At 66.5% G+C, this 24795-nt stretch carries 27 protein-coding genes; 18 read left to right on the forward strand and 9 right to left on the reverse strand.

The annotated features are described in order from the left end of the window. The first annotated feature begins 2 nt into the window (after positions 1-2). Genes HAP54_RS31175 through cobJ form a run of 7 tightly spaced genes read left to right on the forward strand, consistent with a single transcriptional unit; the run spans position 3 to position 7908 of the window. Positions 3-377 (forward strand): DUF1636 family protein, encoded by a 375-nt coding sequence (locus tag HAP54_RS31175; RefSeq protein WP_166293999.1) that lies wholly within the window; start codon positions 3-5, stop codon positions 375-377. Then, on the forward strand, positions 374-1408 hold the full coding sequence (cobW, locus tag HAP54_RS31180) for a cobalamin biosynthesis protein CobW (RefSeq protein ID WP_166294001.1): 1035 nt from the start codon (positions 374-376) through the stop codon (positions 1406-1408). The genes HAP54_RS31175 and cobW overlap by 4 nt, the downstream gene beginning before the upstream one ends. Next, positions 1408-4656: a cobaltochelatase subunit CobN gene (gene cobN / locus HAP54_RS31185; RefSeq protein ID WP_166294003.1), complete on the forward strand. Its 3249-nt coding sequence runs from the start codon at positions 1408-1410 to the stop codon at positions 4654-4656. The genes cobW and cobN overlap by 1 nt, the downstream gene beginning before the upstream one ends. Next, complete coding sequence (gene cobG, locus HAP54_RS31190; RefSeq protein ID WP_166294005.1) at positions 4653-5816, forward strand: precorrin-3B synthase; 1164 nt, start codon at positions 4653-4655, stop codon at positions 5814-5816. Before cobN ends, cobG begins: the two co-directional genes overlap by 4 nt. Next, on the forward strand, positions 5816-6445 hold the full coding sequence (locus tag HAP54_RS31195; protein WP_166294007.1) for a precorrin-8X methylmutase: 630 nt from the start codon (positions 5816-5818) through the stop codon (positions 6443-6445). The genes cobG and HAP54_RS31195 overlap by 1 nt, the downstream gene beginning before the upstream one ends. Then, positions 6446-7177, forward strand: coding sequence for a precorrin-2 C(20)-methyltransferase (locus tag HAP54_RS31200; RefSeq protein WP_166294008.1), 732 nt, complete (start codon positions 6446-6448; stop codon positions 7175-7177). Continuing rightward, complete coding sequence (cobJ, locus tag HAP54_RS31205) at positions 7174-7908, forward strand: precorrin-3B C(17)-methyltransferase (protein ID WP_166294010.1); 735 nt, start codon at positions 7174-7176, stop codon at positions 7906-7908. The genes HAP54_RS31200 and cobJ overlap by 4 nt, the downstream gene beginning before the upstream one ends. Here cobJ and HAP54_RS31210 read toward each other — a convergent pair. After that, positions 7884-8633: a cobalt-precorrin-6A reductase gene (locus HAP54_RS31210; RefSeq protein ID WP_166306546.1), complete on the reverse strand. Its 750-nt coding sequence runs from the start codon at positions 8631-8633 to the stop codon at positions 7884-7886. The genes cobJ and HAP54_RS31210 overlap by 25 nt on opposite strands. Between HAP54_RS31210 and cbiE the strand changes: the two genes are divergently transcribed. From cbiE to cobF, 6 genes are read left to right on the forward strand one after another with little or no spacing between them, the layout of a single operon-like run. After that, positions 8632-9813 (forward strand): precorrin-6y C5,15-methyltransferase (decarboxylating) subunit CbiE, encoded by a 1182-nt coding sequence (gene cbiE, locus HAP54_RS31215; RefSeq protein ID WP_166294012.1) that lies wholly within the window; start codon positions 8632-8634, stop codon positions 9811-9813. The two genes, HAP54_RS31210 and cbiE, sit on opposite strands and share 2 nt — an antisense overlap. After that, entirely contained in the window at positions 9810-10178 is a 369-nt protein-coding gene (locus HAP54_RS31220; RefSeq protein ID WP_166294014.1) for a cobalamin biosynthesis protein, read from the forward strand. Before cbiE ends, HAP54_RS31220 begins: the two co-directional genes overlap by 4 nt. Then, entirely contained in the window at positions 10175-10960 is a 786-nt protein-coding gene (gene cobM / locus HAP54_RS31225) for a precorrin-4 C(11)-methyltransferase (RefSeq protein WP_166294016.1), read from the forward strand. The genes HAP54_RS31220 and cobM overlap by 4 nt, the downstream gene beginning before the upstream one ends. Further along, positions 10957-12267, forward strand: coding sequence for a cobyrinate a,c-diamide synthase (locus HAP54_RS31230; protein ID WP_166294018.1), 1311 nt, complete (start codon positions 10957-10959; stop codon positions 12265-12267). The genes cobM and HAP54_RS31230 overlap by 4 nt, the downstream gene beginning before the upstream one ends. Then, on the forward strand, positions 12264-12992 hold the full coding sequence (gene cobA, locus HAP54_RS31235) for a uroporphyrinogen-III C-methyltransferase (RefSeq protein ID WP_166294020.1): 729 nt from the start codon (positions 12264-12266) through the stop codon (positions 12990-12992). Before HAP54_RS31230 ends, cobA begins: the two co-directional genes overlap by 4 nt. 7 nt (positions 12993-12999) lie before the next feature. Next, a complete protein-coding gene (cobF, locus tag HAP54_RS31240) occupies positions 13000-13749 on the forward strand; it encodes a precorrin-6A synthase (deacetylating) (protein WP_166294022.1) in 750 nt (249 codons plus the stop codon). A gap of 37 nt (positions 13750-13786) precedes the next feature. On the opposite strand, the gene HAP54_RS31245 is transcribed toward cobF, so the two are convergent. The 3 genes from HAP54_RS31245 to HAP54_RS31255 form a co-directional block, all read right to left on the reverse strand. After that, the gene (locus tag HAP54_RS31245; RefSeq protein WP_166294024.1) at positions 13787-13978 is read right to left on the reverse strand and encodes a hypothetical protein; all 192 of its coding nucleotides are present in this window, start codon (positions 13976-13978) and stop codon (positions 13787-13789) included. 364 nt (positions 13979-14342) lie between these two features. Continuing rightward, on the reverse strand, positions 14343-14864 hold the full coding sequence (locus HAP54_RS31250; protein ID WP_035976744.1) for a YkgB family protein: 522 nt from the start codon (positions 14862-14864) through the stop codon (positions 14343-14345). Between the two features lie 36 nt (positions 14865-14900). Continuing rightward, on the reverse strand, positions 14901-15437 hold the full coding sequence (locus HAP54_RS31255) for a carboxymuconolactone decarboxylase family protein (protein WP_166294026.1): 537 nt from the start codon (positions 15435-15437) through the stop codon (positions 14901-14903). Positions 15438-15568: 131 nt separating this feature from the next. Between HAP54_RS31255 and HAP54_RS31260 the strand changes: the two genes are divergently transcribed. Then, positions 15569-16564 (forward strand): AraC family transcriptional regulator, encoded by a 996-nt coding sequence (locus tag HAP54_RS31260; protein ID WP_224741710.1) that lies wholly within the window; start codon positions 15569-15571, stop codon positions 16562-16564. 54 nt (positions 16565-16618) lie between these two features. Here HAP54_RS31260 and HAP54_RS31265 read toward each other — a convergent pair whose 3' ends face one another. The 4 genes from HAP54_RS31265 to HAP54_RS31280 all read right to left on the reverse strand — a co-directional run bounded on the left by HAP54_RS31265 (position 16619) and on the right by HAP54_RS31280 (position 19765). Next, positions 16619-17293, reverse strand: a complete 675-nt coding sequence (locus HAP54_RS31265; RefSeq protein ID WP_166294027.1) for a peroxiredoxin-like family protein — start codon at positions 17291-17293, stop codon at positions 16619-16621. A 144-nt stretch (positions 17294-17437) separates the two neighbouring features. Beyond that, positions 17438-17761, reverse strand: a complete 324-nt coding sequence (locus HAP54_RS31270) for a hypothetical protein (protein WP_166294029.1) — start codon at positions 17759-17761, stop codon at positions 17438-17440. A gap of 143 nt (positions 17762-17904) precedes the next feature. Continuing rightward, positions 17905-18783: a LysR family transcriptional regulator gene (locus HAP54_RS31275; RefSeq protein WP_166306549.1), complete on the reverse strand. Its 879-nt coding sequence runs from the start codon at positions 18781-18783 to the stop codon at positions 17905-17907. A 103-nt stretch (positions 18784-18886) separates the two neighbouring features. Beyond that, entirely contained in the window at positions 18887-19765 is an 879-nt protein-coding gene (locus tag HAP54_RS31280) for an SDR family NAD(P)-dependent oxidoreductase (RefSeq protein WP_166294031.1), read from the reverse strand. 103 nt (positions 19766-19868) lie between these two features. Here HAP54_RS31280 and HAP54_RS31285 point away from each other — a divergent pair, with 103 nt between their 5' ends. The 3 genes from HAP54_RS31285 (at position 19869) to HAP54_RS31295 (ending at position 22784) form a co-directional block, all read left to right on the forward strand. Beyond that, on the forward strand, positions 19869-21092 hold the full coding sequence (locus HAP54_RS31285; RefSeq protein WP_166294033.1) for a Rieske 2Fe-2S domain-containing protein: 1224 nt from the start codon (positions 19869-19871) through the stop codon (positions 21090-21092). Positions 21093-21177: 85 nt separating this feature from the next. Beyond that, entirely contained in the window at positions 21178-21549 is a 372-nt protein-coding gene (locus HAP54_RS31290) for a non-heme iron oxygenase ferredoxin subunit (protein ID WP_166294035.1), read from the forward strand. Further along, the gene (locus HAP54_RS31295) at positions 21546-22784 is read left to right on the forward strand and encodes an NAD(P)/FAD-dependent oxidoreductase (RefSeq protein ID WP_166294037.1); all 1239 of its coding nucleotides are present in this window, start codon (positions 21546-21548) and stop codon (positions 22782-22784) included. The genes HAP54_RS31290 and HAP54_RS31295 overlap by 4 nt, the downstream gene beginning before the upstream one ends. Positions 22785-22792: 8 nt before the next feature. Here HAP54_RS31295 and HAP54_RS31300 read toward each other — a convergent pair whose 3' ends face one another. Further along, positions 22793-23602: a MarR family transcriptional regulator gene (locus HAP54_RS31300; RefSeq protein ID WP_176422192.1), complete on the reverse strand. Its 810-nt coding sequence runs from the start codon at positions 23600-23602 to the stop codon at positions 22793-22795. On the opposite strand from HAP54_RS31300, the gene HAP54_RS31305 reads away from it, so the two are divergent. Further along, positions 23601-24785 carry an ABC transporter substrate-binding protein gene (locus HAP54_RS31305; RefSeq protein ID WP_166294041.1) on the forward strand — a complete coding sequence of 395 codons (1185 nt, stop codon included), beginning with the start codon at positions 23601-23603 and terminating at the stop codon, positions 24783-24785. The two genes, HAP54_RS31300 and HAP54_RS31305, sit on opposite strands and share 2 nt — an antisense overlap. Positions 24786-24795 lie beyond the last annotated feature (10 nt).

The raw sequence follows: 24795 nt of genomic DNA on the forward strand, positions 1-24795 counted from the left end.
CGATGAGCGTTACACTTCATGTCTGCATCACGTGCCGCGCCGGCCAGACGCTGGCGGAAGGTGAGCTCGCGCTCGGTGCGCGCCTGCATGCCGCGCTTCTTGAGGCCGGCGTGCCCGATGACGTCAATCTTGTTCCCGTCGAATGCCTGTCGGCCTGTAGCCAAGGCTGCTCGGTCGCGCTCAGCGCGCCGGGGCGGTGGTCCTATGTCTATGGCCGCCTGTCCGCTGACAATGCCAGGGATGTGATCGCCGGTGCCTCCGCCTATGCGGCCGCGCCTGACGGCATCGTGCCGTGGCGCAGCCGTCCGGAAATCTTCCGCAAGCAATCGCTCGCCCGCATTCCACCTCTTTCCGTCGTGCCGGAGGCCGCAGAATGACCACGCTCGCCAAGGTTCCGGTCACCGTCGTGACCGGGTTTCTCGGGTCCGGCAAGACGACGCTGATCCAGCATCTGATCCGCAATGCCAACGGCAAGAGGCTTGCGGTGCTGGTCAACGAGTTCGGCAGCGAAGGCGTCGACGGCGAGATCCTGAAGTCGTGCGCCGACGCCAATTGTCCGGCCGAGAACATCGTCGAGCTCGCCAATGGCTGCATCTGCTGCACCGTCGCCGACGATTTCATCCCGGCCATGGAGCAGTTGCTGGCGCGAAGCGTGAGGCCCGATCACATCGTGATCGAGACGTCGGGGCTCGCGCTGCCGAAGCCGCTGCTGAAGGCGTTCGACTGGCCGGAGATCCGCTCGCGGATCACGGTCGATGGCGTGATCGCGCTCGCCGATGCCGAGGCGGTCGCGGCCGGCCGCTTTGCGCCTGACCCGGCTGCGGTCGACGCACAGCGTACGGCCGACGGCAATCTCGACCACGAGACGCCGCTGTCCGAAGTGTTCGAGGACCAGATCGCCTGTGCCGATATCGTGCTGCTGACCAAGGCCGATCTCGCCGGAGCGGAAGGGATCAAGGCGGCCAAAGCGGTGATTGCCGCTGAAATGCCGCGCGAGGTTCCGATGTTGCCGATCGTCGACGGCGCCGTCGATGCGCGCGTGATCCTGGGGCTCGAGGCCGCGGCAGAGGATGATCTCGCGTCGCGGCCGTCGCACCACGATGGCGAGGACGAGCACGAGCACAATGATTTCAACTCCGTGGTGATCGATCTTCCCGAGGTTTCGGATGTCGAGGCACTCGTCGCTTCGATCAAGGGGCTGGCCCGCGAGCAGAACGTGCTGCGCGCCAAGGGCTATATCGCAGTCGAAGGCAAGCCAATGCGGCTGCTCGTGCAGTCCGTCGGCGAACGCGTGCGGCATCAGTTCGACATGCCCTGGGGCACACGGCCGCGGCAGTCGAAGCTGGTCGTGATCGGCGAGCACGGCGACATCAATGAAGCTGCGATCAGGGCGCGACTAGGTGTCTGATGCACGTCGTCTTCCGCGAGAGCCGCGGCCTTGAGGAGACCGCGACACCAAGGGACCTCGGCCAGGATCCGGCCGATCTCGTGGTGTTGTCGTTTTCCGACAGCGATCTCGCTGCCTTCGCGGCCGGCTGGCGGCGGGGCCGCGCCGCGCTGCCGTCGCTGCGGCTCGCCAATCTCGCGGAGCTGCGCCACCCGCTGTCGGTCGATACCTATATCGAGCGGACGCTGTCGCACGCGCGCGGCATCCTGGTGCGGCTGATCGGCGGTGAGCCCTATTGGTCCTACGGGCTGGCCGCGGTGCATCGCCTGGCAAAGGAGCGCGATATCGCCCTGGTGGTGTTGCCGGCGGATGGCCGCGACGATCTGCGGCTGGACGAATTTTCCACCCTGCCGGTCTCGACGCTGCGGCGACTTAAGGTGCTGTGCGACAAGGGGGGGCCTGTCGCGGCCCAGGCCGTGATCGCGCAACTGGCGCTGGCGTCAGGGCTCTATGCCGGGCCTGTCGTCGGCGAGATCGATCTGCCGGAGATCGGCGTCTACGATCCGCGGCGCGGTGTTGTCGCAGCGTTGCCGGCATCGGGTGGCCGGCCGCGGGCACTCGTGACCTTCTATCGCTCCTATCTCGCGGCCGGCGACACCGCGCCGGTCGATGCCTTGGTCGAGGCGCTACGCGAGAAAGGTTTTGACGCCTACGGCGTGTTCGTCGCCTCGTTGAAGGCCGCAGGCGTGGCCGATTGGCTGCGCGCTCAGTTCGCGCAATGCCCTCCAGCCGCCATCGTCAATGCGACCGCATTCTCCGCGGCCGGCGATGACGGCACCACGCCGTTCGATGCCGCTTCATGTCCGGTGTTCCAGGTCGCCTTGTCGACGGCGCGGCGCGAGGATTGGGCCGAGTCGCTCCGCGGTCTGTCGCCCGGCGATCTCGCGATGCATGTGGTGTTGCCGGAGGTTGACGGCCGCCTGTTTGCGGGCGTGGTGAGCTTCAAGTCGGCGAGCGAGCGCGATCCCGATCTGCAATTCGCGCATCTTGCGCATCGGCCGGATGCCGGGCGCGTCGCAGCAATTGCCGCCCGCGTGGCAGCCTGGCATCGGCTTGCCGACAAGCCCGCGCAGGAGAAGCAACTCGCGCTCGTGCTGTCGAACTATCCGGGCCGTCCGCACCAGATCGCGCATGCCGTCGGCCTCGATGCGCTTGCCTCGGTCGAGGCGTTGCGGGCCGATCTCGCGGCCGCGGGCTTTGATCCCGAGCCGGTGGCGTTGCTGGGCGATGCGCTCTTGCACCGGAAACTGACATGGGACGTGGCCGGGTATCGCGCGGCCATCTCCGGCCTTCCGTCACAGCTCCAGGACGACCTCGCGCGTGCATGGGGCGCGCCGGAGGACGATCCCGATTGTCGTGACGGCGAATTTCAATTCGCGGCAATCCAGTGCGGCAAGTCGATCATCGCCGTTCAGCCGGAGCGCGGTGATATCGGCCATCGCGATGCCGACTATCACGATCTGTCGCGCACGCCGCGTCATGCCTATGTCGCGTTCTATCTGTGGCTCAGGCAGCAGGGCATCGATGCCGTCGTGCACATGGGCGCGCACGGCACACTGGAATGGTTGCCCGGCAAGTCGGTCGCGCTGTCGTCCGCGTGCTGGCCCGAGGCGCTGATCGGTGATCTGCCCGTCATCTATCCCTTCATCGTCAACGATCCCGGCGAGGCGGCGCAGGCCAAGCGGCGGATCGGCGCCGTGACGATCGGTCATCTGCCGCCGCCGCTCGCGCTGGCGGCGGTGCCGGAAGGCTTGCGCAGGCTCGAGCGCTTACTCGATGAATATTCGACTGCGGACGGTCTCGATCCGGCACGGCGGCAGCGCCTGATTGCCGATATCCGCGAGGAAGCGCGGCTGGCCGGGCTGGAGGACGATCTTGGTCTCGCTGCGTCGGTCTCCGCGGCCGAGGCGATTCCGCAGATCGACCGCTTCGTCTGCGATCTCAAGGAGAGCCAGTTCGGTGACGGCCTGCACATATTCGGGCAGGGCGCTTGCGGTGCGAAGGAGAAGGCTGCGTTACGCGATGCGCTCTCTGGCCGGCGCGTCGCGCCGGGACCTTCGGGGTCACCCTATCGCGGGCGCCGCGACGTGCTGCCGACCGGACGCAATCTGTTTGCCGTTGATCCCCGCGGGGTTCCGACGCCGTCGGCGCATGCGCAGGGCGTGAAGCTCGCCGAAGAGCTGCTGCGCCGTCACCTGCAGGATCACGGCGACTGGCCGAAAGGGCTCGTCGTCGACCTCTGGGGTTCCTCGACGATGCGCACGGCCGGCGAGGATTTTGCGATGGCCCTGCATCTCGCCGGCATTGCGCCGCGCTGGGATCACGGATCGGGCCGCGTGGTTGGCTACGACATCATCGCGCCGGCGGAGCTCGGTCGTCCCCGCATCGACGTCACGCTGCGCGTGTCGGGGTTGTTCCGCGACGTCTTTTCGGGGCTTGCCCAGTTGTTCGAGGCGGCCACGGAAGCATTGTCCGAACGCAGCGATGAGGGGGAGGAGAATCCCTACAGCGAACGCATGTCGCGCGTGTTCGGGCCTCGTCCGGGACACTATGGCGCCGGCATCGCGTCGGTTCCGGACGTCTTCACCCAGGAAGCGCGCGATGCGGCCGGCGAAGCCTGGCTGTCGGCGTCGTCCTGGGCGTTTGCATCCGACGGCGAGATGCGGCCCGATCGCGCCGGCATCGAGGGGCGGCTCGCGGCCGCCGACAGTTTTGTCCATACCCAGGACTTGCCCGAGACCGACCTGCTGCTGGCGGCGGACTATGCCGCGCATGAAGCCGGCATCGCGGCGGCAGCCCGGCGCATTGGCGCAGAGGTCCCGGCGCTCTATCATCTCGACGCGACGCGGCCGGATCAGCCGCATGCGCGCTCGTTGACCGAGGAAATCTCGCGCGTGGTGCGTGCGCGCGCCGCCAATCCCGCATGGATCGCCGGCATGATGCGCCATGGCTTCCGAGGTGCCGCCGAGATCACGGCGACGCTGGAGCACATGGCGGCGTTCGCCCATCTGGCCGACGCGGTGCCGCCGCATCTGTTCGACCTCTACTACGACGCGACGCTCGGCAATGACGACGTTCGCGGCTTCATGGCGCGCGAGAACCCGGCTGCCCTGGCTGCGATGGAAACCTGCTTTACCCGGTTGCACGAGGCGTCGCTCTGGCAGACGCGGCGCAATTCGATTGCGGCGGCATTGCAGGAGGCCTCATGAGCGCTGTTGCGATCAAGGGCTGGTGTCCCGGCGCGCTGCGGCCGATGCTATCAGGCGACGGCCTCGTGGTGCGGATTCGCCCGCGTGGCGGACGGCTCGAGGCAACGCAAGCAACGGGAATCGCCGATCTGGCCGCACGACACGGCAACGGCCTGATCGATCTGACCAGCCGCGCCAATCTGCAGATTCGCGGCGTCAGCGATGAAGGTTATCCGCGCTTGATCGAAGGAATTGGCGAGCTCGGGTTGCTGGATACGGATGCCGACATCGAGGCGCAGCGCAACATTCTGGTGACGCCATTCTGGGCCACCGGCGACGATACGCGCGCGCTCGCCGCCGAGCTTGAGCGGGTGCTCGCCGGTTCTTTGCTCGATCTTCCGACCAAGTTCGGTTTCGCAATCGATGATGGCAGCGAGCGGGTGCTGGCTGGCGCGTCTGCGGATATCAGGATCGAGCGCGATCGCAATGGCGGCCTGCTGGTGCGCGCCGATGGCGCCGAGCTCGGGCTTTCCGTCACGCGGAGCGAGGCCGTGCAGGTCGCGTTGGCGCTGGCCGAGTGGTTCATCGCTTCCGGCGGAGCGAAAGGTGAGAGGCGACGGATGGCGGCCTATCTCGCCGGCGGCGCGAGCCTGCCCGAATCCTTGCGCGGCGATGTCGAGCCGGCGCCGCGATCGATAGACGCCGTTCCCGGACTCTATTCGTCCGGTGCGATGGTCGGCGTTGCGTTCGGGCTCATGCCGCAGCAGACGCTGCGCCATCTCGCCGGCTGCGCGCAGGCTCTCCGCGTGACGCCGTGGCGGATGCTGCTGGCGGAGGGGATGCGCGAGATGCCCGGTGGGGCCGACATCGTCACCGAGGTCGACGATCCGGCGCTCCGCGCGATCGCCTGTAGCGGTGCGCCGCGCTGCGGCGAGGCGCATGCCGACACGCGCGCGCTGGCGTCGGCGCTGGTGCGGCATATTCCGGCCGATGCCCGGCTTCACGTGTCCGGTTGCGCCAAGGGATGTGCGCATTCCGGCTCTGCGGATGTCACCCTCGTGGCTACGAACCAAGGCTTCGATCTGATCCGTCGTGGCTCGACCCGGGATGAGCCCGTCATGCGTGGGCTGACAGGCGCCGGCATCGTCGCAAATCCCTCCGTGCTGCTGGGAGGCCGCTGATGCCGCACATCTATGAGACCGACGGTGCTGCGATCTATCGGCAGTCCTTTGCCACCATCCGGTCCGAGGCCGACCTTGGCCGCTTTACGCCGGACGAAGAACCGGTGGTCGTGCGCATGATCCATGCCGCCGGCATGGTGGGGCTGGAAGCGCATGTCCGCTTCACGCCCGGCATGGCCGCGAGCGCGCGTGCCGCCTTGCAGAACGGGGCGCCGATCCTTTGCGACGCGCGCATGGTGTCTGAAGGAATTACGCGCGCGCGGCTGCCGGCCGGCAATGCTGTCATCTGCACGCTTGGTGATCCCGAGGTTCCCGCACTCGCGCAATCGATGCGCAATACGCGCTCCGCTGCTGCGCTCGAGCTGTGGCGGCCGCATCTGGTCGGCGCAATCGTCGCGATCGGCAATGCGCCGACTGCGCTGTTCCATCTCCTCAACATGCTGGAGGACCCCGATTGCCCAAGGCCGGCGGCGATCATCGGCTGTCCGGTCGGCTTTGTCGGCGCGGCTGAGTCCAAGACGGCATTGATGGCCGCACCGCACGCGCCGGCGCTGACGGTCGAGGGACGTCTCGGTGGTTCGGCGATCACGGTCGCCGCCGTCAACGCACTGGCGAGCCGGAGCGAGTAGATGGGACGCATCATCTGCTGCGGCCTCGGCCCAGGCGATCCGGACCTGATGAGCGTACGCGCTGATCGCACTGTGCGTGCCGCAAAGCACGTCGCCTATTTCCGCAAGAAGGGCCAGCTGGGTCAGGCCCGCCGCATCGTGGAGGGGTTGCTCGTCGCCGACGTTAGCGAGTATCCGATGGAGTATCCTGTCACCACGGAGATCGCCTTCGACAGTCCGGACTATGCGCAGCTGCTTGGGAGCTTCTACGACGAATGGGCCGAGCGCCTGGCGCGGCTTGCGCGCGCGATCGACGTCGTCGTGCTCTGCGAGGGCGATCCCTATTTCTACGGCTCGTTCATGCACCTGCATTCGCGCCTGCAGGGGCGTGTCGAGATCGAGGTGATCGCCGGCATTCCCGGCATGGCGGGCTGCTGGAATTCGGTCGGCCAGCCGATCGCGCTGGGTGATGATGTGACCACCGTGCTGATGGGCACGCTGCCGGAGGCTGAGCTGGAAGAGCGGATGCGCAGCTCCGACGCGCTGGTCGTCATGAAGACCGGCCGCAATCTCAGGAAGATCCGACGCGCGCTCGCCTCGGCGGGGCGTCTCGACGATGCGTGGCTGGTCGAACGCGGCACCATGCCGGATCAGCGTGTCGCCCGGCTCGCCGAGATCGGCGAGGCCGACTGTCCGTATTTTGCGATCGTGCTGGTGCACGGGCAGGGACGGCGCAGGGAGGCGGCCGAATGACGGGAACGCTGACCATCGCGGGATTGGGACCGGGCGACGAGGCGCTGATCACGCCGGAAGTCACATCCGCGCTTGCGGCTGCGACCGACATCGTAGGCTATGCGCCCTATGTGACGCGCGTGCCGCCGCGCGCCGGGCTCACGCTGCATTCCTCGGATAATCGCGTCGAGCTGCAGCGCGCCGCCGACGCGTTGCGGCTTGCATCCGAAGGGCGCCACGTCGTAGTGGTGTCTTCGGGCGATCCCGGCGTCTTTGCGATGGCGTCCGCCGTGTTCGAGGCGCTCGAGGACGCGCCGCAATGGCGCGACCTCTCGATTCGCGTGCTGCCCGGCGTGACCGCGATGCTGGCGGCGGCCGCGAGCGCCGGTGCGCCACTCGGTCATGATTTCTGCGCGATCAACCTCTCCGACAATCTCAAGCCGTGGCCGCTGATCGAGAAGCGCCTGCGGCTTGCGGCCGAAGCCGATTTTGCCATCGCGATGTACAATCCGCGCTCGGCGAGCCGGCCGGAAGGTTTTGGTCGCGCGCTCGAAATCCTGCGCGAGGCGGGTTGCGACGAGCGGATCGTGGTGTTCGCGCGTGCCGTCAGCACGCCCGATCAGCGGATCGAGACGGTCGAGCTGCGCGACGCGAAGCCGGAAATGGCGGACATGCGGACACTGGTGATCGTCGGCAATTCGGCGACGCGGCGGGTCGGGCGCTGGGTCTACGCGCCGAGGCAGGTCCGATGACCGAGCCATTGCATCACATCGCCGACGCTTTCCAGCCGTGGTCGGTCGGGCAGAGGTGGCCGGGTGATCATGATGACGGGAAGGCCAAGCGCACGGGCGGCGTCGATCTTGGCGCGCGCGCCGGTTCCGCCGGAGTTGCGGGCAACGATCCAATCGATGCGACGCTCGCGCATCATCTCGAGCTCGCCGTCGAGCGTGAACGGTCCGCGCGAGACAATAACGTCTGCATCGGGCAATGGCGGCGCTTCCTCGGGCGGGTCGACAAATCGCAACGTATAGGCGTGTTGCGGCCGGCTGCCGAACGGCGCGATGTGCTGGCGGCCGATCGCGAGGAATACGCGCGCGCGGCTGTCCGGCAGTGCCGCGATGGCGGAGACGACGTCCGCGACCTCGATCCAGCGGTCGCCGGCTTCCTTGTCCCACGGCGAGCGTTCGAGCGCGATCAACGGCGTTACGGTTTGCGCGCAGGCGGCGATCGCGTTGCGGCTCATCTCGGCCGCGAAGGGATGCGTCGCGTCGATCACATGGGTAATGCCTTCGCGACGAAGATAGTCGGCAAGACCGCTGATGCCGCCGAAGCCGCCGATCCGGGTCGGCAGCGGCTGATCGGCCGGCGCACGCGTGCGGCCGCCATAGGAATAGACCGCGTCGATCCCCGCGCGCGCGATTGCAGCGGCGAGCAGATTGGCGTCGGCGGTTCCGCCCAGGATCAGGGCGCGCATCATGAATAATCCCTGGTTGACCATCATCGGCATCAGCGAAGATGGCCTTGCCGGCCTCTCCGACGCAAGCCGAAAGGCGCTTCGCGAAGCCGAAACAGTTTTCGGCGGCGAACGCCACCTCGCGCTGGCCGGCATCACCGACCGTGGCCGTGCCTGGCCGGTGCCGTTCGATGCGGGCATTGTGCTTGAATGCCGCGGCCGTCCGACGGCAGTGCTCGCCTCGGGCGATCCGTTCTGGCATGGCGTCGGAGGGAGCCTTGTCGAGACGCTGCAGGCCGGCGAGTGGGTCGCATACTCCGGACCATCGACGTTCTCGCTTGCGGCGGCACGCTTGGGCTGGCGCTTAGAGACCGTCATCTGCCTTGGCCTTCATGCGGCACCGTTCGAGCGTCTGTTGCCGCATCTCGTGCGCGGTGCACGGATCATCTGCTTGGTGCGCGATGGCAAGGCAGCTTCCGATCTCGCGCAATGGCTCACGGGCCGCGGCTGGGGGCCGTCATCGATGTGGACGCTTTCCGCGCTTGGCGGACCCCGTGAGTCCGTCACGCAGCATCGCGCGGACGGCTACGCCGGCGACGCAAGCGACAGCCTGGTCGCGGTCGCGTTGGAGGCGAGGGGAACGCTAGGGATCGCGCGCAGCTCAGGTCTTCCCGACGCACTCTTTGTGCATGACGGGCAACTGACAAAACAGCCGATCCGCGCGCTTGCATTGTCGGCGCTTTCGCCGCGGCCTGGCGAGCGGCTGTGGGACATCGGCGCCGGCTCGGGTTCGATCTCGATCGAATGGGCGCTGTGCGGCGGGACGGCAATCGCGGTCGAGGCCCGTGGCGAACGTGCCGCGAACATCCGCAGCAATGCTGCGAGCTCCGGCTTGGCCCACCGGATCACCGTGATCGACGGCGAGGCGCCCGGCATTTTATCGAATCTCGAGGCGCCCGATGCGGTGTTCATCGGTGGTGGCCTCGATGCGGCGATGTTCGACGCGATCTGGTCGCGTATCGCGACGGGAGCGCGACTGGTTGCGCATGCGGTGACCCTGGAAACCGACGCGCTGCTCTCCGATCTGCATCAACGCCATGGTGGCGACCTGATGCGCGTCGAGATCGCCCATGCCGAGCTGCTGGGGCGGTATCGCTCCTGGAAGGCTACGCGGCCGATCGTGCAATGGAGCGTTATCCGATGAAGGTCGCAGGTTTCGGATTCAGGCGTGACGCCAGTGCCGCGTCCTTGCGCGAGGCGCTCGACGCGGCCGGCGGTTCCGATGGCCTTGCGGCCGTTGCAACGGTGAGTGACAAGGCCGATGCGGTGGCGTTGAAACTGCTGGCGCAGGAACTGGATTTGCCGATCCGGGGGATTTCGGCAGAGAAATTGGCTGAGATAGAGACCGTAACGCAATCCGGGTTCATCAAGGCGAGGTTTGAAACGGGCTCGGTCGCCGAAGCCGCGGCAATCGCTGCGGCAGGACGCGGTGCGCGCCTGATTTCGGTCAGGGCGACGTCACAGGATCGGATGGCCACTGCGGCGATCGCGGAAGGAGACGGCGAATGACGGTGCATTTCATCGGCGCAGGGCCAGGCGCTGCCGATCTCCTGACCTTGCGCGGGCGCGATCTCATCGCCTCTTGCCCGGTCTGTCTTTATGCCGGATCGCTCGTGCCGGAAGGGGTTCTGGCGCATTGCCCAAAAGATGCGCGTATCGTCAACACGGCGCCGCTGTCGCTCGACGAGATCGTCGCCGAGATCGCCTCCGCGCATGCGGAGGGCAAGGACGTCGCGCGGCTGCATTCGGGCGATCTCTCGATCTGGTCGGCGATGGGCGAACAGTTGCGCCGGCTGCGCGCGTTACAGATTCCCTATTCGGTGACACCAGGCGTGCCGGCCTTCTCGGCAGCCGCGGCGGCACTGCAGTCCGAGCTGACGCTGCCGGGCCTTGCGCAATCGGTGGTGCTGACGCGCACGCCGGGCAGGGCGAGCGCGATGCCAGACGGTGAAACGCTCGCGGCCTTTGCCGCGACCGGCGCGGTGCTCGCGATCCATCTCTCGATCCATCTGCTGGACAGGGTCGTTGCTGAGCTCACGCCGCATTACGGAGCCGACTGCCCGGTGGCGATCGTCTGGCGTGCGAGCTGGCCGGACCAGCGCATCGTGCGCGCCACGCTTTCGACCCTCGACGCCGCCGTTGGCCCGGAACTCGAACGCACCGCGCTGATCCTGGTCGGCAAGACGCTGGGTGCCGATGAATTCGCCGAAAGCCGCCTCTATGCGGCCGACTACGACCGCCGCTACCGGCCGGTGGGAGCGGAGCCACGCTTTCCGGAACCATCGCGATGAGCGCGGGGCTCGTGATCTCGGCGCCGGCATCCGGCGTCGGCAAGACGACGCTGACTTTGGCGCTGGCCCGCGCCTATCGGAATCGCGGGCTGAAGGTGCAGTGCCTGAAGAGCGGGCCGGACTACATCGATCCTGCCTTTCACGCGGTCGCTACCGGACGCGCGTCGGTCAATCTCGATAGCTGGGCGATGGAGCTCGATGCGATCGAGTGCCTGGCGAGCCGCGGCGCGGACGCCGACCTGGTGCTGGCCGAGGGCTCGATGGGCCTGTTCGACGGCGTTGCCGCGCGCGGCGTGTCCGGCACCGGCGCCACCGCAGATGTCGCCGAGATGATGGGGTGGCCGGTGTTGCTGGTGATCGATCCTTCCGGCCAGGCGCAGACGGCGGCCGCGGTCGCGGCAGGACTACGCGATTTCCGCACCGGCGTGCGGTTGGCCGGCGTCGTTCTCAACCGCGTTGCAAGCAAGCGGCATGAGGATCTGGTGCGCGGCGCCATGGCAGGCGCGGGCATTGCTGTGTTGGGTGCGCTGCCTCGCCATGCCGAGATTGCCTTGCCGAAGCGGCATCTTGGCCTGGTGCAGGCCGAAGAGCAGGCCGAGATCGACGGCCTGATCGAGGAAGCCGCGCGCTTCGTCGCCGAGCATGTCGACCTGGACGCCGTGCTGCGATCGGCCCGCGTCTCGCCGGTGCAATCGTCCACGCGCCGCTTCGGCGTCACGCCGCCCGGCCAGCGCATCGCGCTCGCCCGCGACGCCGCATTCTCGTTTGTCTATCCGCACATGCTCGAAGCGTGGCGCGCGGCCGGCGCAGACATCGTGACGTTCTCGCCGCTTGCCGACGAAGGCCCCGACGCCAACGCCGATGTGTGTTGGCTGCCCGGCGGCTATCCCGAACTGCATGCCGGCCGGCTTGCCGCCAACGGGCGATTTCTCGGGCAATTGCGTGGCTTCGCCGCGACAAAGCCGGTGCATGGCGAATGCGGGGGCTACATGGTGCTGGGCCGCGCGCTGACCGACGCCGATGACGTGCGCCACGAGATGGCGGGGTTGCTCGGCCTTGAGACGAGCTATGCCAAACGCCGCATGCATCTGGGCTACCGGCTTGCCGAGCTCGTTGCACCGATGCCCGGGCACGAGCCGGGCGCACGCCTGCGCGGCCACGAGTTTCACTACTCGACGATCATCGCGCAGCCGGATACGCCGCTCGCGGCGGTGCGCGATGCGACCGGCGCGATCGTGGCCGAAACCGGATCGCGGCGCGGCCGTGCAACGGGGACATTCTTCCATCTGATTGCGGAGGACCGGTGAGCGGATTCGTCTCCTTCGTCTCGGCCGGCCCCGGTGACCCCGAGCTCCTGACGGTGAAAGGGGCGGCGCGGCTTCGCGAGGCCGACGTGGTGCTCTACGATGACCTTGCCTCGGGCGCGATCCTCGATCTCGCGCGCACTGGTGCCAATCTTGTCGCGGTCGGCAAGCGCGCCGGCCGGCTGTCGGCCAGGCAGCATCATGTCAGCCGGCTGCTGGTCGATTATGCCGCGACCGGCGTGCGCGTGGTGCGCCTGAAATCGGGCGACGCCGGCATCTTCGGACGGCTCGAAGAGGAGATCGAGGCGCTGCGCGCGGCCGGCATCGGCTACGAGATCGTTCCCGGCGTGACCTCGGCCTCGGTCGCCGCCGCACAGGCCGGCATTCCGCTGACGCGACGGCTGACCTCGCGCCGGGTCCAGTTTGTGACCGGCGCCGACGTCACCGGTGAATTGCCTGCGGACCTGAATTGGGCGGCGCTGGCCGATCCGGAAGCGACCACCGTCGTCTACATGGGGCGGCGCACCTTCCCGGCGCTGGCGGCAAGGCTGATCGCGCACGGCCTTGCGCCCGAGACGCCGGCGTTGCTGGCGGAATCGCTCGGCCATGCCGACGAGCGGATTGTTCGCACCACGATCGTGGACCTTGCCGAACGGCTCACGCATGCGGGTGCCGCAACGGCGGCCGCAATTATTCTGTTCGGTGCTTTGGCGCCGGACCAAGGGTGACGCGGTCATGCTGACGCTTTCTCTCATCGGCATCGGTTGCGGCGATCCCCGGCAGCTCATCCTCGCTGCGATCGCAGCGATCAATGCTGCCGATCTGATCCTGATCCCGCGCAAGGGGACCGCGAAGTCGGATCTCGCCGATTTGCGGCGAACGACTTGCGCGGAGGCGTTGAGCAACGACCGGACACGCATTGCCGAGTTCGACCTGCCGGTGCGCGATGCCGGCGAAGAGGATTATCGCCGGGGCGTGGACGATTGGCATGATGCGGTGGCCGCGACCTGGTCGCAGGAAATCGCGCGCCATCTCGGCGGCGAGGGCCGGGTTGCCCTGCTGATCTGGGGCGATCCGTCGCTCTATGATTCAAGCCTGCGGATTGCGCGACGGCTCGATCCGCTGCCATCGATCGAAGTCATCCCCGGCATCACGTCGATCCAGGCGCTGTGCGCGGCGCATTCGCTGCCGCTCAACGAGATCGGCGAGCCGTTCCTGGTCACCACAGGCCGGCGGCTGCGCGAGGGCGGATGGCCGTCCAGCACTGACACCGTGGTCGTGATGCTCGACGGCGGCGCTGCCTTCCAGACGCTGGATCCGGCAGGGCTGCGGATCTGGTGGGGCGCCTATCTCGGCATGGCGGATCAGATCATCATGGCCGGTGAGTTGGCCGAGGTCGGCCCTCGCATCGTCGCCGCGCGGCGTGAGGCGCGCGAGCGACATGGCTGGATCATGGATTGCTATATCCTCAAGCGGCAATCATGATTCAGGGGGGGCGCGGCGCATCGGCATTCCAGAGCCGCTAATCCTTGAACGCGCGAATCGACGGCTGGATTGTCAGGCGGTAGGCGACGAGCTTGTCGCCATCGAACAGTTCGAGCGTCGTCTCGCAGACCGGGCAGCGATACTCGCCCCTGTTTCCTGAGCCGGACGTCAACTCGAGGCGTCGGAATCCAGCCCCGCAGCGCGGGCACGTGACGTCGTCCTTCTTCATCGGCTCACCCCAGAACAACACCGGCGGTATTTTGTAACCCAGACCGCGCGGCTGAACTATGGTCATGGCCGGAGAGCTACCGGATCATTCGTGCATGGCAACGCCGACGCGACTTGGATCGAACAACCGAGCCGATAATTCGATCTCGCACGGGAAACGGATCGGCAATTTCAACGTATTCTGCAAATTCGGCAACGAGTTATGGCGTGACATCGAAGCACGTTCTGAACCTTACCTGCACCGCAACAATCGCCGCCGCGTCGCGATGCCCGTCGGTTTCCCAGTCCGCCCCGCCCCCCGTCAACACGCGATCGCCGGCGAACGCTGGGTTCGCCGGCGATCCGTCGCCATCAGCGGATGCCACCTATTGCCGCGTCAAGCGAACCACGTCCTGTCTCAGCAGGTAGAGCGAGACGGCGAGCAGGACGACATCCTTCATCAGGAAGGGCACGTTGCCGGTCATCGCAGGGAAACCTCCGGCCGCAACGTCCCAGCCTTCCGGCATGAACGGGATGATGGTGACCGTCGCGATGAACGTGCCGGTTGAGCCGAGCGCGCCGAGAACGCCGAGCCGCTTGTCCCAGAAGCCTGCGAGCAGCAGGGATCCGAAGGTCCATTCCGAGGCGCCGAGGAAATAGCTGGCGCCGGCATGGCCGAAGACGGGATACAGCCACCAGATCAACGGCCCGTTGCTGATGAACGGGACCAGCCGTTCGAATTCGTACGGGAACCACTTCTGGTAACCGAAGAACAGGAACATGATCACCATCGAGGCCCGGACGATATGGTAGTCGAGATCCTCCGCGAGCAGGCCGGACCGATACAGCGCGCGAACAAGCGGATTTTGCGTGGTGTTGGCAAGCGTGGTGTTGGAAAGCGTGGTCATGGTCGTGATCCTTTGACGTGACATCGCGCGGTCGCTTCACGCGACGGCGGGGAAGTCGATGTCGGTGTCGTTGATGCGGTTGAAGACGTTGGTGAAGACGGTGGTCGCGAACGCCAGGCTAATCTCGACCAGTTGCGCGTCGCTGTAACCGGCCGCCCGGATCGCGGCGAAGTCCTCGGCGCTGACGGTGCCGCTCGACTGCGCAAGCTTGCGAACGAAATTGACCAGCGCATCGCGCTTGGCATCGCCGCTCGGCTCGCCGTCGCGGATCTGCTTCAGCGCGTCGGCCTTCACGCCGGCGAGTCTCGCGAGGTGCGAATGCGCGGCGACACAGTAATCGCAGCCGCCGGCGGCGCTGATCACGAGCTTGATGACCTCCTGATCGCGCTTGGGCAGGCTGCTGCCGGCCAGCACCGCATCGGCGGCGAGGATCGCCTTCAGCGCGGCCGGACCGTGGGCGGCGATTGCCGCGTAGGTGTTCGGGACGCTGCCGATCGCCTTCTTGATCTGGGCGTAGATCTGGCCCGACGGGCCGGTGTCGGTTTCGAGATTGGGGACTGAAAGACGGGACATGGTGGCACTCCGTGTTGGGGTTGGTGATCGATTACGGAGTGACAATAGAATTGCGATATGAGGCATTGAATGTCATCACAGCTCACATATATGCTCTATCGTCTCAATCTGGCCGCTTCAGGAGATCGCCCATGGATTGGCTCAGCCGGCTGTTCGAGATGATGCCGGTGCGCGGCTGGCTCGACCTGCGCTGCAGCTACGGCGTGCCCTGGCGCATCGACCAGGGACCGGGCTTGAGCAACGAGATCCCCTATCATGCGGTGCTCGCCGGCTCGGCGATCCTGGACGACCCAGCGGGCGGCCGGCCGCTGCAGCTGAAGGCGGGCGACATCCTTCTGCTTCCCGGCAACCCGCGGCACCTGATGCATGACGGCAGCGGGACGCCACCGCTGCCGGCGCGCAACCGGGCGGCGCAGAATTTCACGATCAGCGAGAACCTGGGTTCGGACGAGCGGCTCGACCTGCTGTGCGGACACTTCGCGATCGCGCCTCCGCACGACCGCCTGTTGCGCACCTATCTCCCGCCGCGTCTTGTCGTGCATGCCGGACCGCGCGTGGGAGAGGGGACGGCCGCACAGCTCGCCGGACTTGTGTCGCTGATGCGCGGCGAAACGGCGGACGATCATCTGGGCGGCCGCGCCATGCTGAACGCGCTGTCCACGGCGATGTTTGCGCTTGTGCTGCGGCTTGCGAGCGAGACCGACGCAAAGTCACGCGGTCTGCTTGCGCTGGCCGGTGATCCCCGTCTTGCGCCGGCTGTGGCCGCCATGTTCAACGAGCCTGCGCGTGCATGGTCGCTGCCGGAGCTTGCGCGTCTCTGCAACATGTCGCGCGCCACGCTGGCACGGCAGTTCCAGGAGAAGCTCGGGCGCTCGGCTAGCGATCTGCTCACCGATATCAGGATGACGCTGGCGGCGAACGAGTTGAGGCGATCGTCGCTCTCGACCGGCGGCGTTGCGGAGATGGTCGGCTATCAGTCGGAGGCCGCATTTCAGCGCGCCTTCAAGAGCCACATGGGCGTCACGCCGGCGCAGTGGCGAAAAGCGCAGCATTCCGGACAGGAGGTTCTAGCGGACCGGGTCGCATCGGCCGATCCGAAGGCGATGTCGCCGGCTGTTGATTTATAGCCTGCGAAAGAGAAGCGGCCGATGGGCGATCGCCACCGGCCGCTTCGTGTACCATCACGCCCGGACAGTGGCGGCCTGCTGCAGAACCGGGATCATGTCTTCCGGCTCCGGGCGGCTTGTGTAATCCGGGTTGACCTCGGAGTAGAGGATCACGCCGTTCTGTCCGATCACGTAGCGCCCCGGCATCGGCAGCGTCCAGCTCGGATCGTCGTTGAAGCTCGGCAGATCGTTCTTCAGCTGCTTGTAGAGCGCGACCAGATCATCGGGCAGATGGAAGCGCAGTCCGAAGGCCTCGCTGACCTCACCCTTCACGTCGGACAGGATCGGGAAGGAGAGCTTGTTCTGGCGCACCGATTTGCGGCTGTTCGGCGCGGTCTGCGGCGAGATCGCGACCAGTGAGGCACCGTATTTGTCGAACTCCGCTTTGGCGGCTTCGAGCGCCTGCAGCTCCATGTTGCAATACGGACACCAGACGCCGCGGTAGAAACTGAGCACCAGCGGGCCGCGCTGCAGCAGATCGGCCGAATTGACGACGTTGCCGTCGGGATCCCTGAGCGAGAACGACGGGGCGACATCGCCGGCCCGCCTGGCGCGCTGCGCGGCGCCGGACTCGATCAGCTCCGCGGTGGCGCGGTGCATGATCTCGATGACCGGCCGGGGAACGCTGTAGGGCGGCTTTCCGGCTTCGAAATCGGCTTTGAAAGCGTCGAGCTTGGCTTGAAGCGACATGACGGTTCTCCTTGGCTGCTGCGTGGTGGACGGCGGCGCCGTCCGTGTTGTTGAACTCACACGCAGCAAGCTAAAGGAGATCGCCGGGCCGGGTAGCGCTGCCGTCCGACTAGTCCTTATTCCCGTCGGGAATAAATCGAATGGTCAGCAGCCGCGGCAGATGACCAGCCTGTGGTCGAGGTCCTGGTCGAACTGCTGTTGCTGTCGCTCCCATGCCGACACGGTCTCGGGCCTGGGAGCGTCGGCGCGCTGCGGCTGCCGGTTGCCGACCGGTGCCAGCCAGGGCCGGCGCGAGGTCAGCGCAGCCGCCTTGACGTCGGCATGATCCGCCATCGCGCTGATCTGCAAATCGGGAAACACGCGGATCGTATCGGACTGGTTGGCGTTCGCAGGTGAAAGCAGGCTGGCGAAGACGAAGGCCGCGGCGGCGGTATGGGCAGCGCGCTTCACGATCGAGATGCGGGACATGGCGACACTCCTTGGCGGGAGGCTCGGGATGAGCAACTCCATTGCCGCCACCCTACGCCGCGGTGCGCCGCGCTGAATGCCATCGGGGATCGAAGACATGCTCATTCGTCTCACCGGCCGCCGACGCGGGCCGGGGGACGTCGTCATTCGTTGAACGTGCGCTCGAAGAACGTCACGAACGTCCGCGCCTTGGCGGTCGCCGCGCGCCCGCCCGGAAGCACGGCCCAGAGATCGAGCGCGGGCAGACCCCATTCCGGCAACACCGCCCGCACGGCGCCCGACCGGAGTTCGAGGCTGAACATCCATTCCGATGCGACGGCGATGCCTGCATCGGCAAGCACTGCGGCCCTGACGCCTTCGGCGGCGGTCACCCGCAGCCGGCTCTGCACGGTGACGGCGAGCTCGGTGCTGTCGCGCCGGAACGACCACACGCTGCCCTCACGGAGATACACGACGGCCTGATGCCGGCTCAGCTCGCTCGGCGTGGACGGCGTGCCGGCGCGCTTGAAATAGGCCGGCGTACCCAGCACCAGGCGTTTGCATCTGGCGACACGGCGTGCGGTCAGCGTCGAGTCAGTCATCTTGCCCATTCGCAGCGCTACGTCGATGCCCTCCTGCACGAGGTCGATCTGACGGTCGTCGAGCACGACTTCGAGTTCGAGCTCCGGGTTCAGCGCCAGAAACTTCGGCAGCATCGGAATGAGGTGGATGCGGGCGAAGGTGACGGCGGCGCAGATCCGCAATCGGCCCTTGAGGCCGGCGCCGGCGCCGCGCGCGGCGAGCTCTGCTTCGGCGGCCTCTTCCAGCGCGCGCCTAGCGCGCTCGAGATAGCCCAACCCCGCTTCCGTCGGGGTGAGGCCACGGGTCGAACGGGTGAGCAGTTTAACCCCGAGGAATTCCTCGAGCTGCGCGATGGACTTCGAGACCGCCGGCTGGCTGATCCGAAGCTGCCGCGCGGCGCCGGAGAAGGATCCGGTTTCGATCACCCGAACGAAGGTCTCCATTGCCGCCAGGCGGTCCATGATATTCTCCGCAGGAATGAGCAGGTCCATCCTTTCTGCCATGCCCTGCGAAGGTTGACCATCGCGTCCGCCGGTGCGCGCCCTCGGCCGCTCGATGGCGTCGCTAACGGTCGAACAGGGTTGGCTTGAACACGGAGAGCGGCGCGGGATCGCGGCTCGGCGGCGGCGGGACCTTTCCGTCGATATCGGTGAAGCCGTATTCGGCTGCCAGCTCCGAGGCGAGCAGGATCTGGCCGCTCTTGGCCATCACGTCGGGATCGGCGGCAAGGGCGGCGACCGCGCGGCCGGCGAACACCGGCGTCTCGCCGCGCTCGGCAATCAGCCTAGCGAGCGCCGGCGGCACGCGGTCGGGCTGCGCCGCAAGCTTCTCGCTCTTGATGTAACCGGGCCAGATCGAGACCGCGGCAATGCCGAAAGGCTGCAGCTCATGCGCCATGTCGCGCGCCATCCGGTCGACGCCTGATTTCTGAACGCCGAACGGGACATTGAAGGTGTATCTGACGCCGCCGCCCGACGAGGTGTTGACGATCAGGCCGCGCGCTTGCGGCAGCATCAGCGGGACCGCGAGCTGGCTGGCGACGAAATGCGAGCGCAGGCCGACACGATGCAGGGTGTCCCACAGCGAGGCCGGCACCTGCCAGAACGGGACATTGACCGGCATCACGTTCGGTGCCGCAAACACATTGTTGACGAGCACGTCGAGGCGGCCATGGTCGCGCCGGATCAGGTCGAAGATCTCCTGCACCGAACCGTCGTCCGAATGATCGCACAGCAGGCCGATGCCGCGGCCGCCGGCCTCATCGATCGCGGCGATGGTTTCATCCAGCGATCCCGGCCATTCCGATCCGCCGCGGTTGCGTGTGCGCGCAGTGACAATGACGGTCGCGCCGGCTTCGGCGAGGCCGATGGCCACGCCCTTTCCGACGCCGCGGCTTCCTCCCGTCACCAGCGCGATGCGATCCTTGAGGCGTCCCTTGGTCATGCGATCTCCCGATATGGCTTCTTCGGAAGATAACTTGACAATAATCTTCCTGGGAAGATATTAGGCTCAGAACGTCGAAGGCGTCAACCAGGGAGGTTTTGCGATGGTCACGAGGGAAGAGAATGAATTGCTGTGCCGCGTCACGGGTGACGCGCCGATGGGACGGATGCTGCGGCAGCATTACTGGCTGCCGGCCGTTCTCTCGGTGCGCGTGCGCAAGGGAGAGGCGCCGGTCCGGGTCAAGCTGTTCGGCCGCAACTTCGTGGCGTTCAGGGGCAAGGACGGCACCGTCGGCTTCCTCGATGAGGCCTGTCCGCATCGCGGCGCCTCGCTTGCGCTGGCGCGGGTCGATGATTGCTCGCTGACCTGCCTGTTCCACGGTTGGAAGATCAACGCCAGCGGCGAGGTGCTGGACGTTCCGAACGAGCCGAACAACCCCAGGGAATTCGCCAAGACCGTCAAGGCGAAATCCTATCCGGTGCGGGAAGGCGCCGGGCTGATCTGGGTCTGGCTCGGGGAGGGCACCGCGCCGCCCGCGCCCGACTTCGAGTGGATGGATTTGCCGCCGGACCAGGTTTATACGGCCGGCATCGAGCTCAATGCCAACTGGCTGCAAGGCGTCGAGGCCACCATCGATTCCTCGCATGTCGCGCTGCTGCACCAGAGCTGGACCGCGACATCGTCGAGCGACTTCGGCGCGACGCGCGTCAACACCGAAGTGGGCTACGAATTCGAGAAGAAGTCCTACGGCTTCCGTGCCGCGGCGCTGCGTACCGCGCCGGACGGATCATGCCTCGCCCGCGTCACCGAGTTCGTGATGCCCTACTATGGCTTGATCGCGCCGATCTTCTCCGGGCCGCAGCAGGATCGCACTGCGATCATCGCGGTGCCGATCGACGACGAGAACCTGATCCAGTGGTACATCTTCTACAATCCCGAGAAGCCGGTGGATTCCTGGCGCAAGGTGCAGCGCGCCAATCAATGGCCGATGGCCGGCGGCCTGCCGGGTGACCAAAGCAACAATTGGGGACAGAACCGCCAGATCATGGATGCCGGCAACAGCACCGGCTTCCACGAGATCGTCATCGAGGATTTCGTCGTGATGGTCAGCATGGGGCCGATCGTCGACCGTTCGCAGGAATATCTCTGCTCGGCCGACCAGGCGATTGTCAGGGTGCGTCGCCAGCTGCTCGACGAGGTGCGCGACTTCATGGACGGCAAGGCGCCGAAGAGCGGCCAGAGCGAGACCATGTCCTACAGGGACATTCGCGCGGTCGGCGGCCGGCTCGCCTCCGCCTCGGAGGATTGGCGGCAGATTCCCCGCTGATCGGATCGGACCCCCAAGGGAAGTCGAGGGCGCGGACGGTGCGTCCGCGCCCATGTCCCGGCCCTGGCCCAGGAGACGCCATCTCATGACATTGCAAAAATCGACCTGGCATCATCTATGTGCCGCCGCGAAACTGTCGGAAGGCGAGCCGCTCGGCTTCAAGGTGGGCGACCGGCGTGTCGCGCTCTACAAGGTCGACGACGACATCTTCGCAACGGACGATGTCTGCTCGCACGCGTTTGCGCTGCTGTCCACCGGGTTTCTCGAAGGGCATGTGATCGAGTGCCCGCTGCATGGCGCGATGTTCGATGTCCGTGATGGCAAATGCCGGTCGAGCGCCTACAAGGATATCGAGGCGTTCAAGGTCGAGATCCGCGATGGCGAGGTCTATGTGCAGCTCGACGGCGGTGCTGCGCTCGAAACTGCGCGTGACGGCGGCGTGAGCGTCAAATCGTGAGCGGCCTTGTCGTCATCGGCGCATCCTATGCCGGCATTCAGGCGGCGCTTGCGGCGCGTGATGCCGGCTATGCCGAACCGGTGACCGTGATCGCCGACGAGAGCGCGCTGCCGTATCAACGGCCGCCGCTTTCCAAGGACTTCCTGCTCGGCGAGATCGGCGCACAGGAGCTCCTCATGCACGACGAGGCCATTTTCGCGGGCAAGCGAATCGAGCTGCTTCTGGGCCATCGCGTCGTTGAGATCGATCGCAGTGCTGGCCGGGTCACGTCGGCGGATGGCGCGGTACTCGCCTTCGACAGCCTCGTCATCGCCACCGGCTCGCGTGCGCGAAGGATCGCTATCAGCGGCGCTGAACTCGACGGCGTCTGCTGTCTGCGATCAATCGCCGATGCCGTCGATCTCAAGGCGCGGCTCGGGCAGGCCAGCGAGATCGTCATCGTCGGCGGCGGCTTCATCGGGCTCGAGGTGGCGTCCTCCGCGGCCAGGCTCGGCAAGCGGGTGAGGGTGATCGAGGCCGCGTCCCGATTGCTCGAGCGGGCGGTATCTCCGGTGGTGTCGCGCTTCCTGCTCGATCGTCACGTCCGGGCGGGCGTTACGGTGAAGTTCGGCACAGCCGTTTCGGCCATGATCGGAGAGGGCGGACGGGTCGTGGCGGTCGAACTGAACGGTGGTGTTCGTCTCGGCGCCGACCTTGTCGTCGTCGGCATTGGCGGCATCGCCAATGATGAGCTCGCGATTGCCGCGGGGCTCGAATGCGCCAATGGCATTGTGGTGGATGAGCATGGCCGGACGGCACGCCCGGGCATCTACGCCGCCGGCGACTGCGCCAATCACTACAGCCGGTTCGCGGAGGGCTGGATCAGGCTGGAGTCGGTTCAGCATGCGCAGGATCAGGGAGCGGCCGCAGGGCTTGCAATCGCGGACCGCCACGAGGCCTATACTAGTGTGCCGCGGTTCTGGTCGGATCAGCACGATCTCAAGCTTCAGATCGTCGGCTGCGCCACGCGCAGCGACCGGACCGCGATCCGTGGCGCGATCGAAGACGGCAGCTTCTCCGTGTTCAATTACCGGCAGGGCAGGCTGGTTGCGGTCGACAGCATCAACAATCCCGGTGATCAGATGGTGGCGCGGCGCCTGATAGCAGCCGGCATTTCGCCGACACCGGACCAGGCCGCAGACAGCTCATGCGATCTCAAATCGCTGTTGAGGACGGGCAACAAGGCTGTGACGTAGTGTTGCAGCTAATCCGCTGCCGCAAGCCGGCCGGACTTCTTCGGCGCCTTCACGGTTCGGACGGTGAGCAGCTTGCGCAGGCAGCGGTCGAGCATGGCGAGCTCCGCCTTGGTCAACCCGCTCGCCTCGGTGACGCCCGCAACGACCCTCGCAACTTCGGCAATGCCGCGGTCGGCGGTCGCGAGACCCTTGGCGGTGAGGCGGACCAGCTCGGAACGGCCGTCGTCGCTGGCCGAGACGCGCAGCACGAAGCCGCCTTCCTGCAGCCGGGCCACGCGCTTGGTCATGGCGCCCGATGTGACGAGGAGGGCGCGGAACAGATCAGTCGGCCGCAACTCGTACGGCTTTCCCGAGCGCCTGAGCGCCAGCAGGACATAGAGCTCGCCGGTCTGCAACCCGACAGCCTTTGCGATGTCCTGCAGGCGCATCTCATGAAGCTGGTTGACGCGCTCGAGCCGCAACAAGGTGCAGGCGGCGGCGAGGTCGAGGTCGGGACGCTGCGCGAGCCAGGCGGCCTCGATGTCGTCGTAAAGGGTGCTGTCGGGTGCAGGCGGCTGCTTGATCGCAGGTTCGGCGCGGCGTGACACGCTGCTCTTCTTCATTCCCTTCCAGTCCCCTTCGTCCCGCGCCAGCGGCGCGGCATCATCCGTACGATAATCTAACACCGTCGAATTGATGTGTCGCCCCGCAAGTTCCTGGACTCGCTCCAGGCGCTGCACATCGCTCTCCGGAGCGGCCATTTGCCGCTTGAGGTTTGGGTTGACAATTATCTTCCTAGGAAGAATAGTCCGGGTAAGAAAACAGAGGGAGGAGCGCATGCGCGGACTTCGCGCGACATTCTGGTTCGCAGCCTTGCTGGCTGCTTGCGGTTCGGCCAGGGCGGCCGAGACCGAGTTGATCCTTGGACAGACCATGCCCTACAGCGGCCCTGCGTCGGCGCTGAGTGCCGTCGGCAAGGTGCAGACCCGCTATTTCCAGATGATCAACGACCGCGGCGGCATCAATGGCCACAAGGTCAGGCTGATCTCGCTCGACGATGGCTATAGCCCGCCGAAGGCCGTGGAGCAGACGCGCCGGTTGATCGAGAATGACGAGGCGGTCGCGATCTTCGGCAGCATGGGAACCGCGCAGAATGCGGCGGTCCAGAAATATCTCAACGCCAAGAAGATCCCTCAGCTGTTCGTGTTCGCGGCCAGCGAGCGCTTCGCCGATCCGAAGACGAGCCCCTACACGATCTCGGGGATGACGCTGTTCAGCACCGAGGCTGCGATCTATGCGCGGCTGGTGGCCGAGCACATTCCGGCGTCGCGCGTCGCCGTGCTGTACCAGAACGACGACTACGGCCGCGAATATCTACGCAGCTTCAAGGTCGAACTGGCCCGGCTCGATCCCAAGGCCGAGATCGTCGCGGCGTCGCCTTACGAGGTCACGTCGCCGACGGTCGATTCGCAGGTGGTCTCGCTGGCCAGTACCAATGCCAACGTCTTTCTCAATGCGTCGACCGGCAAGTTCACCTCGCAGGCGATCCGCAAGGCAGGTGAGCTCGGCTGGCGTGCGCAGCAGTTCCTGCCGATCGGCAGCAACTTCGTGCCGACGATCCTCAAGCCGGCCGGGCTCGACAACGCCAAGGGGGCGATCTCGGCGACACCGACCAAGTCGGTCGGCGATCCGGAATGGGCCAACGATCCCGCCTATCTCGAGTGGCTGGCCTTTATGAAAAAGTACTATCCCGAGGGCGACATCGAGGATCAGCTCAACTTCACCGGATGGAACATCGCTGTCCTCATGACCAAGGTCATCGAGGCCTGCGGCGATGATCTGTCCCGGCAGAACCTCATGAAGCATGCCACCGCGCTGAAGAACGTTGCGCTTCCGGGGCTGATTCCGGGCATCACCGTCAACACCAGTCCGGACGATTATCGTCTGATCGCGTCGCTGCGGCCGCAGCGTTTCGATGGTGAGCGTTGGGTTCCGATGTCCGGGGCCATGGCCGCGCAGTGAGGTGTGCGCC

Source organism: Bradyrhizobium sp. 2S1, from assembly GCF_011516625.5.
GTDB classification, from domain to species: Bacteria; Pseudomonadota; Alphaproteobacteria; order Rhizobiales; family Xanthobacteraceae; genus Bradyrhizobium; species Bradyrhizobium septentrionale.